The sequence below is a fragment of the Lysinibacillus composti genome, assembly GCF_016908465.1.
GTDB classification, from domain to species: domain Bacteria; phylum Bacillota; class Bacilli; order Bacillales_A; family Planococcaceae; genus Ureibacillus; species Ureibacillus composti_A.
In genome coordinates this window covers 604,050-618,493 of sequence record NZ_JAFBDY010000001.1, presented here as the reverse complement: position 1 = coordinate 618,493, position 14,444 = coordinate 604,050, and the positions used below count along the sequence as shown (strand labels likewise).

At 33.7% G+C, this 14,444-nt stretch carries 16 protein-coding genes and 1 pseudogene; 4 read left to right on the top strand and 13 right to left on the bottom strand.

Annotated features, from left to right (window positions below; all coding sequences use genetic code 11):
- Nucleotides 1-32: 32 nt before the first annotated feature.
- Entirely contained in the window at nucleotides 33-245 is a 213-nt protein-coding gene (locus tag JOD29_RS03065; RefSeq protein WP_124761522.1) for a hypothetical protein, read from the bottom strand.
- A 367-nt stretch (nucleotides 246-612) separates the two neighbouring features.
- Between JOD29_RS03065 and JOD29_RS03060 the strand changes: the two genes are divergently transcribed.
- The 3 genes from JOD29_RS03060 (at nucleotide 613) to JOD29_RS03050 (ending at nucleotide 2,593) form a co-directional block, all read left to right on the top strand.
- Entirely contained in the window at nucleotides 613-1,536 is a 924-nt protein-coding gene (locus JOD29_RS03060) for a carbon-nitrogen hydrolase family protein (protein ID WP_420844537.1), read from the top strand.
- 165 nt (nucleotides 1,537-1,701) lie between these two features.
- Nucleotides 1,702-1,947, top strand: coding sequence for a YkuS family protein (locus JOD29_RS03055; RefSeq protein ID WP_124761526.1), 246 nt, complete (start codon nucleotides 1,702-1,704; stop codon nucleotides 1,945-1,947).
- A 442-nt stretch (nucleotides 1,948-2,389) separates the two neighbouring features.
- Nucleotides 2,390-2,593, top strand: a complete 204-nt coding sequence (locus JOD29_RS03050; RefSeq protein ID WP_124761528.1) for an alpha/beta-type small acid-soluble spore protein — start codon at nucleotides 2,390-2,392, stop codon at nucleotides 2,591-2,593.
- Nucleotides 2,594-2,706: 113 nt separating this feature from the next.
- Here JOD29_RS03050 and JOD29_RS03045 read toward each other — a convergent pair whose 3' ends face one another.
- From JOD29_RS03045 to JOD29_RS20565, 8 genes and pseudogenes are all read right to left on the bottom strand, one after another.
- Entirely contained in the window at nucleotides 2,707-3,063 is a 357-nt protein-coding gene (locus tag JOD29_RS03045; protein WP_124761530.1) for a hypothetical protein, read from the bottom strand.
- 93 nt (nucleotides 3,064-3,156) lie between these two features.
- Nucleotides 3,157-3,732: a DNA-3-methyladenine glycosylase I gene (locus JOD29_RS03040; protein WP_205101617.1), complete on the bottom strand. Its 576-nt coding sequence runs from the start codon at nucleotides 3,730-3,732 to the stop codon at nucleotides 3,157-3,159.
- A 188-nt stretch (nucleotides 3,733-3,920) separates the two neighbouring features.
- Nucleotides 3,921-4,211, bottom strand: a complete 291-nt coding sequence (locus tag JOD29_RS03035; RefSeq protein WP_124761532.1) for a hypothetical protein — start codon at nucleotides 4,209-4,211, stop codon at nucleotides 3,921-3,923.
- Between the two features lie 193 nt (nucleotides 4,212-4,404).
- Nucleotides 4,405-4,851, bottom strand: coding sequence for a hypothetical protein (locus JOD29_RS03030; RefSeq protein ID WP_205101615.1), 447 nt, complete (start codon nucleotides 4,849-4,851; stop codon nucleotides 4,405-4,407).
- Between the two features lie 20 nt (nucleotides 4,852-4,871).
- A complete protein-coding gene (locus tag JOD29_RS03025; RefSeq protein ID WP_124761536.1) occupies nucleotides 4,872-5,018 on the bottom strand; it encodes a hypothetical protein in 147 nt (48 codons plus the stop codon).
- Nucleotides 5,019-5,039: 21 nt separating this feature from the next.
- Nucleotides 5,040-5,201: pseudogene (locus JOD29_RS20785) on the bottom strand (DUF4085 family protein); the annotation flags it as partial.
- A gap of 1,105 nt (nucleotides 5,202-6,306) precedes the next feature.
- Nucleotides 6,307-8,031, bottom strand: a complete 1,725-nt coding sequence (locus JOD29_RS03015; protein ID WP_158610496.1) for a WG repeat-containing protein — start codon at nucleotides 8,029-8,031, stop codon at nucleotides 6,307-6,309.
- A 215-nt stretch (nucleotides 8,032-8,246) separates the two neighbouring features.
- Entirely contained in the window at nucleotides 8,247-8,372 is a 126-nt protein-coding gene (locus JOD29_RS20565) for a hypothetical protein (RefSeq protein ID WP_275579628.1), read from the bottom strand.
- Between the two features lie 219 nt (nucleotides 8,373-8,591).
- Here JOD29_RS20565 and JOD29_RS03010 point away from each other — a divergent pair, with 219 nt between their 5' ends.
- Nucleotides 8,592-8,771, top strand: a complete 180-nt coding sequence (locus tag JOD29_RS03010) for a small acid-soluble spore protein H (RefSeq protein WP_124761540.1) — start codon at nucleotides 8,592-8,594, stop codon at nucleotides 8,769-8,771.
- A gap of 224 nt (nucleotides 8,772-8,995) precedes the next feature.
- Here the strand turns inward: JOD29_RS03010 and JOD29_RS03005 are convergent, their stop codons facing one another.
- The 4 genes from JOD29_RS03005 to JOD29_RS02990 form a co-directional block, all read right to left on the bottom strand.
- Nucleotides 8,996-11,524 carry an S-layer homology domain-containing protein gene (locus JOD29_RS03005; RefSeq protein WP_124761542.1) on the bottom strand — a complete coding sequence of 843 codons (2,529 nt, stop codon included), beginning with the start codon at nucleotides 11,522-11,524 and terminating at the stop codon, nucleotides 8,996-8,998.
- Nucleotides 11,525-12,243: 719 nt separating this feature from the next.
- The gene (locus JOD29_RS03000; RefSeq protein ID WP_124761544.1) at nucleotides 12,244-12,930 is read right to left on the bottom strand and encodes a hypothetical protein; all 687 of its coding nucleotides are present in this window, start codon (nucleotides 12,928-12,930) and stop codon (nucleotides 12,244-12,246) included.
- A gap of 75 nt (nucleotides 12,931-13,005) precedes the next feature.
- The gene (locus JOD29_RS02995) at nucleotides 13,006-13,281 is read right to left on the bottom strand and encodes a CC/Se motif family (seleno)protein (protein WP_124761546.1); all 276 of its coding nucleotides are present in this window, start codon (nucleotides 13,279-13,281) and stop codon (nucleotides 13,006-13,008) included.
- A gap of 130 nt (nucleotides 13,282-13,411) precedes the next feature.
- Entirely contained in the window at nucleotides 13,412-14,284 is an 873-nt protein-coding gene (locus JOD29_RS02990; RefSeq protein ID WP_124761548.1) for a YitT family protein, read from the bottom strand.
- Nucleotides 14,285-14,444: the final 160 nt, after the last annotated feature.

The window sequence follows — 14,444 nt, the reverse complement described above, 5'->3', positions numbered from 1 at the left end:
CCGTAAGAAGACCCTTTTGTTTCTAATTTCATTTATAATATCTCTTCATAAGTCTTTCTAGCTTTTCTCTTTTTCATTTCCCCATCCAGTATGTCTATAAATAAACCAATCATAAAGACGAATACACTACCTCTAATTAGTTCAATTCCATACCAAATGGAAACGTTTCCAGTGACACTTAAAATTAAAAGACCTACACCAAGTACGAAAATTGTTGCAGTTAAATAGATAAAATAGTTTAACATTATCGTCACCCCGTCGCATGTTATTTATACTTATATTATAATTTATGCAGGGCGTTCACAAAATAGACATAAATTATTGAACTTTTTTCGAAATTTTATAAATTTACTAACATTTTTTATTTAATTTCTTATTTTATATGAATAAATTCACACTTTTTGAAAAAAAATATGACTTTTTTGAATTAATCCCCTTCTAATCAGAGGGGATACAACTATTTATATGATCAACATTTGTCCCTTTTGATATCGATCATGTATTTATCCCCTGACTATTATTAAGCCACTACAACTTCTCTCTTTAGAGTTAATTTCATATATTTACAATGGAATTTATTGTACCTAAAAAATGAGCAAGGGATGGATTTTTGTGTCAAGTTGCAAAGTAGCAGTAGTACAAGTTGGATCAATTGTCATGAATAAAGAGAAATGTATCGATAAAGCAATCGCTTACATCCAAGAAGCTGGGGCAAATGGTGCTAACATTATTGTTTTTCCTGAAGCTTTTATTCCAGCGTATCCTCGGGGATTGAGTTTTGGTGCAGTTGTTGGGAGTCGTTCAAGTGAGGGGCGAAACCAATTCTTACGCTACGCAAAAAATGCTATTACAGTGCCAGGTCCAGAAACTGAACAACTAGGTGAAGCAGTGAAAAAAGTTGGTGCTTATACGGTTACTGGCGTCATTGAACGGGATGATTATTCAAGTGGAGGTACTCTTTACTGCACAGCAATATTCTTTGGGCCAGACGGAACACTTCTGGGTAAACATCGAAAACTTAAACCTACAGGTAGTGAACGGCTCATTTGGGGTGAAGGTGATGGTAGTACACTTCCAGTCTTTGAAACGCCCTATGGTAAAATCGGCTCCCTCATTTGTTGGGAAAATTATATGCCTCTTGCACGTGCCGCTATGTATCAAAAAGGTATTCAAATTTATGTGATACCAACTGCTGATTCTCGTGATTCTTGGTTCGCTTCAATGCGACACATCGCACTTGAAGGGCGTTGCTTTGTTTTATCGTGCAATCAATATTCAACTAAGGATATGTATGAAGAAGAGGTATTAGTAACAGAGGAAATGAAGAATATGCCCTTCGAAATTACTCGCGGTGGCAGTTGCATCGTCAATCCATTAGGTGAATTTTTAGTTGAGCCTGTATTCGGAAAAGAAGATATTTTATACGCAACTTTAGATTTAGACGACATCACACGAGGTCATTTTGATTTTGATGTAGTTGGCCATTATGACCGAAAAGATGTATTTCAGCTAATTGTCAATGAACAACCAAGATAGAGTAGAATAATTTAAACTCGGGGGACAAGGTATTTACGAAATGTCAAAAAATAAAATTAAATTCATCAAATATACCATTTAAGCGAAATAAATAACAAAAAAACAAATAAAGTGAATAATTCACTTTCCAAAATGACACATTAACATTTGGGAGGTGTATGAAAAATGTCAAAAATCATCGGTGTTGAACAATCACTATCAAACGTTGAACAAGCTTTACAGGCTAAAGGTTATGAAGTAAAACAACTACGCAATGAGCAAGATGCACAGAATTGTGATTGCTGCGTAATCACTGGACAAGATGAAAACGTTATGGGAATTAGCAACATTGTAACAGAAGGATCTGTAATTAACGCTCATGGTCTATCTGCTGACGAAGTTTGCGAACGAGTTGAAAAGCTTTTAAATTAAAAAGCCAAAAGATGCTGTCACAAAGTGTTTTTCACCCTTCTGACAGCATCTTTTTAATGTTTAATTAAATTCTTAAATACATAATGATTTTTGATGTATTCAAAGAACTTCCCTTTTAATGAACGAATTTTCTTTTCATTTTTACACTCAATTGGTTGTTCTTCAGCTTATATGACAGAACAATGAGCATCACTACCTTTAACTGTTCTTCATTCTACATATAATCCCCAATGCCAAAAATCACAAAGAAACGCTCTTATTTATCAATTATAGAAAGCTTATATATTTACTTTTCTGCAATTCTGATGTTCGACATTATCAATTAAATAATATAAGTAAAAGTTGGAAGGTATTAACCAAGAATACTAGTATTTACCCTATTAATTTTTGCGTATTAAAAAAGAAATACAGCACATTCTATATGCACAAGGAGGTGAGAGACATGGCATCTAACAACAACGGTAACTCAAACAAACTTCTAGTACCTGGTGCAAACCAAGCATTAGACCAAATGAAATACGAAATCGCGCAAGAGTTTGGTGTTCAACTCGGACCTGAAGCGTCTTCTCGTGCAAACGGATCAGTCGGAGGCGAAATCACTAAACGCTTAGTGCAAATGGCTGAATCACAATTACGTGGTCGCTAATACCATAAATTACGTTTTAAAAGTAAACCGCCGAATTTTCTTCGGCTGGTTTACTTTTTTTATGCAAATCATATAAAAAGCGTAGCAAATTCACACTTAACGACACATGATGCTTACTCTAAAATAAACTCAGCAACTGTTTCTTTTTGATCCCCGATGGAGAATGTTTTAAACGTTACCTCCTGATCAATGTCAACTTCTTGATAAATGATTTGTTCTTTCGCTAAATCAGATAAACGATATTGTATATCTTGCCCTGATACTGTAATGATTGCCTCATCAGCATCCATTTGCTTTAAAGTTCCTATCATTTCAGGCGCCTCTTGGCCAGCTAGCGTAATGCCACTAGCATTCCCAGTTGGCGCATCCTCTATTACGGATTGTGGTTGTTCTTCAGTAACTCCACATGCGCTAATAATTGTTAAGAGAAAGCCGACAGCAACTACGATTTTTATGATCTTTATCATCATTTTCTACCTCCTTTATTTGATCCTATTTTCAAATTAGTCGGTAAAAATAATTTTTCGTTTCACATTAATATCTAATTGTGCAACTTACTTTTATTAATTTTTCATATTCAAATTTAATGGATGGCACATACAGTCTAATGTATGATCGTTTACCATTCCAACTGCTTGCATGAATGAATAGCAAATAGTGCTCCCTACAAATTTAAATCCATCTTTTTTCAACCTTTTACTCATTGCATCACTACGTTCAGTTGTTGCCGGAACATTCTGAAACGTTTCCCATTGGTTTAGAATAGGTTTATGATCAACAAAACTCCATATGTAGGATGAAAATGTACCGTATTCTTGTTGAATTTTTAAAAAGGCTTTTGCATTCGTCACAACACTTTGGATTTTTAACTTATTCCGAACGATACTAGGGTCTTCCATTAATGTTCGTAATTTTTCATCAGAATAGTTGATGATTTTTTCTGCATCGAACTGGTCAAACACCCTTCTGTAATTTTCTCTCTTTTGCAGAATTGTCCACCAACTAAGTCCAGCTTGTGCACCCTCTAGACAAAGCATCTCAAATAATTTCCTATCATCATGTACAGGTACGCCCCACTCCTGATCATGGTACTTAATATATAACGGCTCTTTCGTTACCCATTTACATCTATTTTTCATGACGTCTCCCCTTTTTTGAATTCCTAATCGGTTTATCAAATCAAATATTATCTATTATCTAAAATAAACACTTATAAGTAATAATTTAACGCCATAACGAGTTAGGACCCATTTCAGTTATTTTTCGGTAAAACTCTTTCCCTGCATAAAAAAACCGAAAACATGGTCGTTTTCGGTTTCATTAGATGTTATTGTTGATTCACTTCTTGTTCTTTTTCTTGATCGGCAATACTTAAGCACCAAGTGTAATTCTCCCAAGCAGAGAACCAGCCGATGAAGACTTCGATTGAATCATCCCATCGTACTTCGAATTTCTTTTGGCCGTCCACTTCTACTAAATATAAAGCAAGTGTTGGGTCCGCCTTTGAAACAACAATTTTCATACCGTTCTCTAATTGTTCTTCATTAAATTGAACGTCCGCTACCGAACGTACTTGAGCTTGTTCAAATACTAATTTGTTCACTATTTTGTATTTCATATGATTAATAAACCTCCAATTAACTTTCTGACTACCTGAAATTGAAATTCTAAATTCATTTTAGGACTTTAAAGGTTAATTTTATATCCATTCAGCTATAAAAACAATGAAAAGTTTAAGCCAAACACACTATTTTCAAAGTATTTTCTTCTAGTTATTTATGTTAAAGAACAAAACTTTCTCGAAAATACAGCTAATTAATTAAATGACGATATTTATCTAATACTTTTTCCGTCAAAATACCTTCTTGATCAAAATGACTTGTAAATACACTAATCATCAATTCATTGTCTTCTCGAATTTCTAACTTCCATAAGATACGATTGATTATTAAGGCCAGTTCTTTCGGATTCGCATACATCGTATTCCATGCCCTAACTTGTAATTCTAAATCTTCACCCAAAATTGCTTCTTCAAGATCTTCTGTTGGAACTGGGATGCTAAACTGGGCGTAAGGATCTTCATAAACATCAGTGTATATGAAATAAATTGGATTAAATTCATTGAAGTCATACGTAAAACTTTTATTGCCTACGGACACCACTAAGTCACTTTTTCCAATTTCAAGCTGACCATTGTCTAGTAAGATCGTTCTTTCAGATATATTTTTAATTGTACAAATGAGATCCGGAGTAATCAACCAATAATGATGATTGGGATTTAACTTCGCAATATAATCTGTAAAGGATGTAATTCAATTTGTCTTTCATCACGTACTTTTGCATAGTCAACTGGTCGATAATAATAAGCAGCATCTATTGTCTCCATCTCAATTGTCCATTCAGCTTCAGGACATTCAAATAACACCCGAAAGGCAAATCCTTTATCAGTTTTTTATAATTCATCATATACTAAGCATTGCCCAACTTATAGGGGTTCATCTGCATTTTCTGAAGTAATTTTTTGAAAAATGAGATGGATATAGGATTTTGTTGAAAAACCACCATCTGTATTGATATAAAGGTGAAGGTTGTTCCCAACTCGATTAATTCTATGAATGGTTGCATCATGTAAACTCTCAGCAAATACTTCTTATACTGGAGTTGATAAATATGTAACGGCATCCTTGGTATTTCTAAATCCTTTTGTACATTGCAAATTATAAGCTCTACTCTCTTTGTTAACCTCATTCATTCAACTACTTAAAAATTAGTAAAACTTAAAATTGACTAATTAAAACTACGACCAAGACAATTATACAACCATTTTTTAATACTCCACATAATTTATGAGTAATGAATGGGAGGTGAAAAAGTGAGAAAAAATTGCACATGTTGTGATTTTGGCCACCACGACAAAAGGGACCATGACTGTTATTGTAAAGAAAAACATTTTAACTGTTTTTGTGGTGAGCATGATAGAATGAAGGATCAACACCAAGATTGTGAGAAGAAAAATTTCCATTGTTTTAGTGATGAACTCGGCAGTTTGGATTTTCTCAATGGATGTTGTAGAAAACATTCTAATGATTGTTGCAACAAACGAAAGAATCAGCACCATTGTGGAAAAAAACGTTCACATTGCTTAGAAGATGAACATAGTAATTGGAATAATCACTGTTGCTCTTGTAGAAAACAATGCCATTGTTCCGAAAATAATCATAATAAATATAAATGTGAAAAAGTACATTTTCTATTTTAAGTTACGGTAGTTAGTAACAAACCTACATTTGAATATTCATTACAAATTCTAAATTTTATTAAGTTACACAATACAGTTGAAACTACAAAAACCAACGACAAATATTCCACAAAATGATATTAATACAGAATAACTTTGAGGATGACATAGATATCAAAACTGCATGCTAAAATTAGCATGCTTTCTTGTTAAGTAAAGATCATAGACTTATTTTTTCCATACCGAGGATTTAATTTCTGAATTTGCAGCCCTTAGATTCCTTATTCCTATTCTACTTTTGAATCAACAATCCCCACATTAAACACAGTAATAATTATCACCATGTATAGTATCTGTATAATTAGTTGTTGATTGTATCGTTCTGAATGGACTTTACTTAAAAATACCTTACATATGAATAAAGCGAATACCTTCAAAGGTAATCGCCCACAAAAGTTATATTCTATTACCCATTTTAATGTAGTGCTTGCCATAACTCCCCTTCTTCATTAATAAGCTCCATTATTTCTGAGAAAGGTATCGTAAACTTTGGAAATCCAACAGCATAGGCTGCAATTTCTCCACTGTCAAAATAAATGGTTAAAGTGTCTTCTGTTACTGTGAAATTCTGGTTCGGCTTGATTCCTTTATATAAATCAATTGAAAAATACTTCTCAGGTTCTTTTAACATCTGTTCTTTAATCATGTCACTGAGTTTTGTTATAAAATCACTTTGAGGTTTGAACAGCTCTTGTAATTCATAAAACTCGCCATTTTTCACATTTAATGTAACGAAATTCTGGATTCCCGTTCCATGTGCAGCGCCAAAATGATATTCATATCCAGTAAACTGCATCGTTAGTAAATCTTTTATCAGCGATTCTATTATAAAATCCCCTTCATACACATAAGATAATGCTTCATTTGGTGAAATCTTTTGCAAATTTGAAAGTCTTTTTAACTCTTGATTTGTTTTCTTCTGAACTTGTTTGTTCTGTATACCAACGATACGGGGATAATATACAAAAAAGTTCACATTTGGCTTATACTTTTCCTCGATAATTTGAATCTGCTCATTAATTGGAATGATTTTATGTTGTTGATAAATTACCGATCCATTTTCATGATAGTAATATACTCTATGATCCATATTGGCTGTAATGATATTGTCCTCTAAAGCGAGAGTTCCACTCCCCTCAACAGTCGGCAAATTCTTTAAGCGCTTCCCAACTAAATCAATAAAAAAAGTATTTCCTTTAATTGTAGCCGAAGCCTTCCCATCCTTAAAAACTTCTATATTATCAAACACAAAATCAGTTAAAAAATTTCCTTTTGTAGTAGCAAGTGCATAAACTGAACCGTAGTACGGATTTTCTTCATTCGAAGCTTTTCCAACTGCTATTCGATCTTCCCCTAATAATTTCACATCATTATATTTTGGTTGAATGATGATTTTGCCTTTTGGATCAATAACTCCTTCATCACTGTTTTGTCTAAAATTATCTGACATGCCAATTACTGCTCTTCCATTCATAAACTCATTTGCATATTTATATTGAGGTTTTATGACGACTTTTCCCGCTTCATTCATATAGCCAATTTTACGTTCGTCATCAAACCATTCTTGTTCCGAAAAGACGATTAACCCTTCAGATAATTTTCCAATATAGGGATAAGGATACTTTTGGAGTGTCTTTCCATTTACATCAAGTAGGTAGTAATAATTATCTGATAATTTCACAATCGCTTTGCCATCTGAAAAATGTTCCGCGCTTGTGTAAATTGGCGGAATGACTTCACGACCATTTCGAGTTAAGTAACCATATAAATGATCTTGTTGAAACACGGCTCTTCCATCATAGAATGATCCAATAAAGTTATAATATTTTTTTGTTATTCCCTTTCCTGTCTCATCAATCAATTTATAACTTGGGAGCTTCTCATTCACTGTTTGAACTGCAGCCCTGCCTTCAGAGAATGGCTCAATCCAACGATATCTAGGCTGCACAATGTAATTTCCTTGTAAATCGATCAAACCATATAAACCGTTTTTCTCAACTCTAGCAAGACCATTTTCTTGAAAATCAAAAACATAATCATATTGAGGCTCGATTACAAAGTCACCGGATTCATTGACAAAACCCCAGAATGTACCACCGATCTTTTTGATTGAGGCTGGGAGTAGCTTTGACGTGTCCAATATTCCACTCCTTTTCGGTTTTTGTAAATCGAAATTAATGATTTTATTCAATATACTTCCTAAACGCTGAGACAATTCCTAAAAATTGAGGGTTGTACTTTGTTTTTTAAAGAAAAAAGACAGCCTTAGTTCGGCTGCCTACGTGAAGAATACGTATTATTCACGGTTTTTCATTACGTCCTATGTATGTCGGGTTACTGACTGCCAAAGTTTAATTAAAATGTTAACCAGCCCTTCACATACGTTAATAAACCGATGAAAGCACCCACCCCGGCACCAAAAAAGACATATATAACAAGTGGCACTTCATACTTTTCTTTTTTACTTGGTAATTCGTTCATCCTTTAACCTCATTAACTAGGAAATATTTAATGCTATTTTATACGGATTAACTAAATAAAGGTTCCTAATTTTTAGAAATACTTTTTATCGTTAATGTTTGGAATGTCTCATGCTAAATTAAAATACTTACATTAATTATAAGTAAATTTTTAAGAAATATTTATCCCGTGATTGACAATACTAAATATGTAGGTGAAGAAAAAGGAGGATTTTTTCAGATGAATGTTCAAAGAGCACAAGAAATTGCGACTTCAGGAGTTATAGCGAACATTACGTTTAACGGCGTTCGCGTTTTCATCCAAAACGTAGATGAAAAAAATGAAACAGCTAGAATTTATCCTCTCGATGATCCACAAAAAGAACAGGACGTTCCATTAGCAAACTTGATGGAGCATTAAAAAACCCCATACATTGAAACTTGTGAGAACTATTGATTTTCAATAGTTCTCATTTTTATTTTATGTACCAAGTTTACTACCGTATGCGATAACTTGATATCATTTTTACATTAAAAATTAACCTTTCCTATACACAAAAAAGACTCTGCATGGGATTTCTCCAATGCAGAGCCTTTGAATTCATTCACTTTATTAAAATGTTAGAATTGTTGTGCCTGGTACAATTATTTTTTAACAGTTACTTTAGCTTCTTGAGCAACACCATTTAAGTCAGTGATGTTTGCTGTTTCAGTTTCTAAAGTTACTAAGCTTGCAACTTGAGTAGCATCTGCAACTGCTAATACTAATTTACCATCTTCAGTAACTTCAACTACTGTAAATTCCATTGCAACACCTTTGTCATCTACTAATGAAATTTCATCAGTGATATCTGCATCTTCTGCTGAAAGTTTAATTGCTTCAGAATAAGTTACCGTGATTTCATCTAAATCAGTTACTTTGAATGATTGAGCTACAGGAGCTGTGTTGTCAGTTACTGCAATAGTTTCAGAGAATTGGTTACTTACTTTGTTATCAAGTGTTTGAACAGCGTTTACACGGAATACTGCTTTGTTATCATCAGCTTCTACAAATCCATCTGGAAGTGTAATAAGAACTTTTGTTTGGTAAGCTGAATCTCCTTGAGCTGGTGCAAATTCAATTTCAGTATCTGATGGTAATGTAGTTCCGTTTAATTGGTAAGCTGAAGGATTTAAAGCTGAACCTGTGCCAGTAGCTTTAACTTTTGCACCAAAGTCAACAGTAATCACATTTCCTTCTGCAGTTGCGCCAACAATGTCAAATGAAGTTTCAACTGGTTGACCATCTTCAGTTACATCAACATTAAATGCATATTTAGCACTTTCATTTGGAGTTAATGCCGTATCAACTACAAATCCTTTTGCTAATTCAAAGCTATATTGATCTGTATCTACATCTTTAAGTGTGAATACTACAGTTTTATCATCTTCATCCGAAACTACTACACTTTCAACTACATCTGTTGCTGATAAGATTTCGCCTTTAGAGTTAACAACTGAAATTTTAGAAACATCTGGTGTTGCAACTTCAGCATCATAAGTTACAGCGAAAGAAGAAACTTTACCATCAGTTTTAGATGTAGCAACTTTAACTACTTCTGGTGCAATTACATCTTTTGATACTTCAACTGTTTTTGTGATTTCAGCTGAGTTAGTGTTTTCTAAAGCATCAACTAATGCATCTTTTGCTACAGTTAAAGTAACTGTGTCAGAGTTACCATTTTTAAATAAATAAGAATCTTTTAATGTTACAATATATTCTTTATTATTATCTGGGTTTACTACAGTACTTTCAACGATATCTGCATTAAACGTACCAACTTTTCCTGAAACTACTAATGTGTCATTTTTTAATTCTTCATCAACAGTTACTTTTACAGTGTTTTCACCAGTTGCTTCTACACCAACGATAGAAGGAGCTACGTTATCAACTGTTACAGTTAATGGAGCAACTTGAACGTCTTTCACATTACCAGCAAAGTCTTCAGCATTTACAACAGTTACTTCGTATGATTTTGTTGCATCGTCAATGTCAACAGTTACAGTTGCTTTATTTCCAACTGGAGTTACATCATAGTTAGTTCCGTTGATTTTTACTGTCTCGATTGAATCTACTTCTTCATCGAAAGTTAAAGTAATTTTTTGAATTCCATTTTCAGTATCTTTCACAGTAGATGTTGCAGCAGTTAAAACTGGAGCAGTTTGATCGTCTACAGTTACTTTAGAATTAGTTGGGCTAACGAATTCACCGTTAACATCTTTAACAGTCTCGAAAGGAACTTTTACAGTGTATTCACCTTTGAAGATATTTTGAGCTTTAAGTGTAAGTTTTTTACCATCTTCACTTAACTCTTTTGATACTGTACCAGCATTTAAAGCTTCTTCGCCTTTAACTACAGTAATAGCATCAATTGTTTCTTCGTCAACTGCATTATTGAATTCTACTTCAATTGTTTTAGCGTTGATTGCATTTACAGCAGTAACTGCAGTTGTAACTTGAGCTTCTTCAGCATCAACTTTAATAGTTGCGTTTAAGAATGAAGCGAATTGTCCACGAGTAACTTTGCCTGTTGGGTTGAAGTTAGCAGGTTTAGTAATACCTAAAGCTTTAAGAGCTAATACTTCATCACGGTAGTCAGCAGAAACTTTCTCGATATCTCCAACTGATACGTCTGAAGTATCTCCAGCAACCTCAACTAAAGATTTACCGTAAACAGCTTTGAAAGCACTGTTAAGTACTACAGCCATATGTTGACGAGAGATTTCTTGACCTGGGTTTAAAGATCCATTAGAACCTTCAAAGATACCAGCTGCTTTAACTAATGCGTACATTTTTTTGTTATCTTCTGTAGCAGATGCAGGAACATCATTGAAGTATGCTTTTGTTGCATAATCAGCAGGAACTTCAACGCCTTCTGCTTGAGCCCATTTACCAAGCATTAGAGCAACTTGTCCACGTGTTACTGAGTTACCTGGTTTGAATGTACCATCAGTGTATCCGCCGATAAAACCTAATTCCGCTAATTCTTTGATATTATTTTCGTGGTCGTTCCCAGCGATATCAGAGAATGAAGGAGTTGCTGCAGAAGCAACAGGTACGATTGCAGATGCAACTAAAGTAGCTGTAGCAGCTGTTGCTACGAATTTTTTGTATTTAGATTGTTGGTTAGCCATTATAAGAATTTCCTCCTAGAATATATAAAATAATTTAGTTGATAAACTATTACACTAAAAAAGTTAATATAAGATAAATAGAGAACCTTATCCTCTATTTCAACATTAAAAGTTGCACTAGCTATTGTGATTGCAGTATTTCATCACCAAGTTAACTTTCGATGTTTTTCTCTTACAAACCAATAATATACCAATACACATCATATATATATACCAAAAAGTTTGGTAATTTAGTAGAGATTATGGAGTGATTGGAGATTACTTGAAATCTATAAAATTCGCAAAAAATTGAGGAAGCTATTGCAGAGCCACTCTTAGTATGATAGTCCCGATAATGTGAATTTTCTGTTCTATATATTTTATACCACTTTTCAATAGGCACATATAATATTTGAACTATTTAAAAGCATATAAAAAAGACGCCTCTACTAAAATAGTAAAAACGTCCTCATATAGTTTACTTTTTAACGATTACTATTAGAAAGACAAATCTATAAGCCATTATTGCCATTCCAGCAACCCCGTCTCCTACACTCATCCCAAAAAGAATCCCTGCTACCATGATAAAAAGGGTGTTATGAAGAAAATCGTCGTGATCCCCCAAGTGAAATTTCCTTTATAATTTATTTCGATTAAGATCAACCGCTAACACTATCACTGCAATAACCAAGACTCTCATTACATTTACTTTATAACTAATTATTAGTGTATATGTATCATCATTTTCTTCTCAATTCTCTGATGATCTCCAAATATTGCGTATTACCTAACCCATAATGTTTAAATTCATTTAATAGTCCTAACAAAAGCTCATTTTCACTAGTATCAATATTTAATAGAATATATTCCATCAATTCACTATCTTTTTTTAGGTAAGATAAATACCATTCTACCCCTTTCAGCAAAGGTGATAATTCAATTGTTGAAGGCATTTTCCTATCCACTAACACTTGCTTATACATTAAATAATAACCTTCAGAAGTCAGTGAATATTCTTCAATCGGTTTAAACTGATCATCTATGAGATGAAGCTTAATCGAGCATTTATGATGTTCTTGGTCAAGCCAGCCAAGAACTGTTAACAAATTAATTTGACAAAACATATCAAAATCAAACCACAATTCGAGTTGGTTAAAATTCTTTAGAAAAAGTGGCTCCAAAGGTTTCAATGTCCGTTCTTTATACTCATCGACCGTTACATGATGAACTCTAGAGCGTGTCTTATTAAATAAAGGTGAAAATATATCAGCTGATGTCTTTCCATAACACATTGCTTCGTTAAAAGGAATTAACGTTTCCCCTTTAAGAAAGTGAGACTTATTAAAAATATGCAGCATACTTTCTCCATTTAGAAGATGTAGCACTTTTGCTGAATCATCTTCCCTTCCAATATTTTTTGTAACCACTATATCCACCTCTTTGTAAGTAGTACATCTCATACTTTCTCGTTCATAAGCTCCCGATTTAATTAGGTTGATCAATTAAACAATTTTAACTGATATCGCTTTAAAAAAACCAAAACCCGAAAGTTTTAAAATTAATTTTTCTTTCCTTGTAATATGCCTTTGAACGTAGATTAAAAGGCCACCCACCCGGAATTCATAATAGTTCCCTATATCTTTCGGTTTTCCAACGAGTGTTAGTAACTCTTGTACCCCCGGTGCACAACAAGCATTTACTCCAACTATTTTCACCATTAATTGTCCGCCCTTGGATTGAATCCATTGTTTCGCATCTTCATCAATTTCGAACTTCATGGTTTCTCTCCTTTATTAAGTGATTCTTACCTATATTATGCTGGATTTGACCCTAACTAGAAATAGAAATAACCCCGTCCAAATTAAAAAGAGTAGACGATACATTCCGTCTACTCTCTTATAACTTTGATTAGTGAATATTACGTTTTTTGAAGTTTCCGCCTCTTACTTCTGCTGTATCATACACTGTAACAAAAGCATTAGGGTCCAATTCATGAATAATTTCTTTCATTTTACTATCCTCTAAACGGTTAATAACACATGTGATTTCCTTAAATTCTTCATTTGAATAAGCTCCACGCACAATATTGTATGTGGCGCTACGTCCTAAACGGTCACGAATGGTTTCGACCATTTCTTCTGGCTCACTTGTAATAATTTTAAATGTTTTTGAACCACTTAGACCTTCTTCTACGATATGAATCACCTTGGATGCAATAAAGTAGGCAATCCCTGAAAGAATTGCTCCTTGAAGACCAAATACTGTCGAAACAATAATAAATACAAATAAATTTAGGAACAATATTAAATCACTAGTCCCAAATGGTAATTTCCTTGAAAGTAATACTGCCAACATATCAATGCCATCTAAGGCACCACCATTACGTAAGGCAAGACCCATCCCAAACCCGATGATAATCCCACCAACAACTGTAACTAATAATGTATCACCATGAATAATTGTTGGGACATGGTGCATCATACTTGTCCCTATGGCAAGGGAAACAATACCGAGCACCGAAAAAATCGCAAAACTTTTCCCAATTTGTTTGTAACCCAAAATAATAAAGGGGATATTTAATATCGCAATTAACACTCCTAGAGGTAAACCGAATAACTGCGATCCAACGATACTTATACCTGTTACCCCACCATCGGATACGTTATTTGGAATTAACACCGCTTCCAAACCGTACGCCGTAATAGCTCCACCAAGAATGATTAGTAATACTTTGGATAAGATCCTTCGTATTTTTGGCTTTTGCTTTCTAACTGGACTCATAAAAATTCCTCAATTCTATGTATTAAGTTCGATAATATTGATTAATGTATACTCTTCAATAGATCACATCAATCAATTCCTAATACTATTATACAAAAACATGGGAAATCTGACAAAGATATGGGCACTAGGACTTAAAAAATGCTTGTCTATAATTATT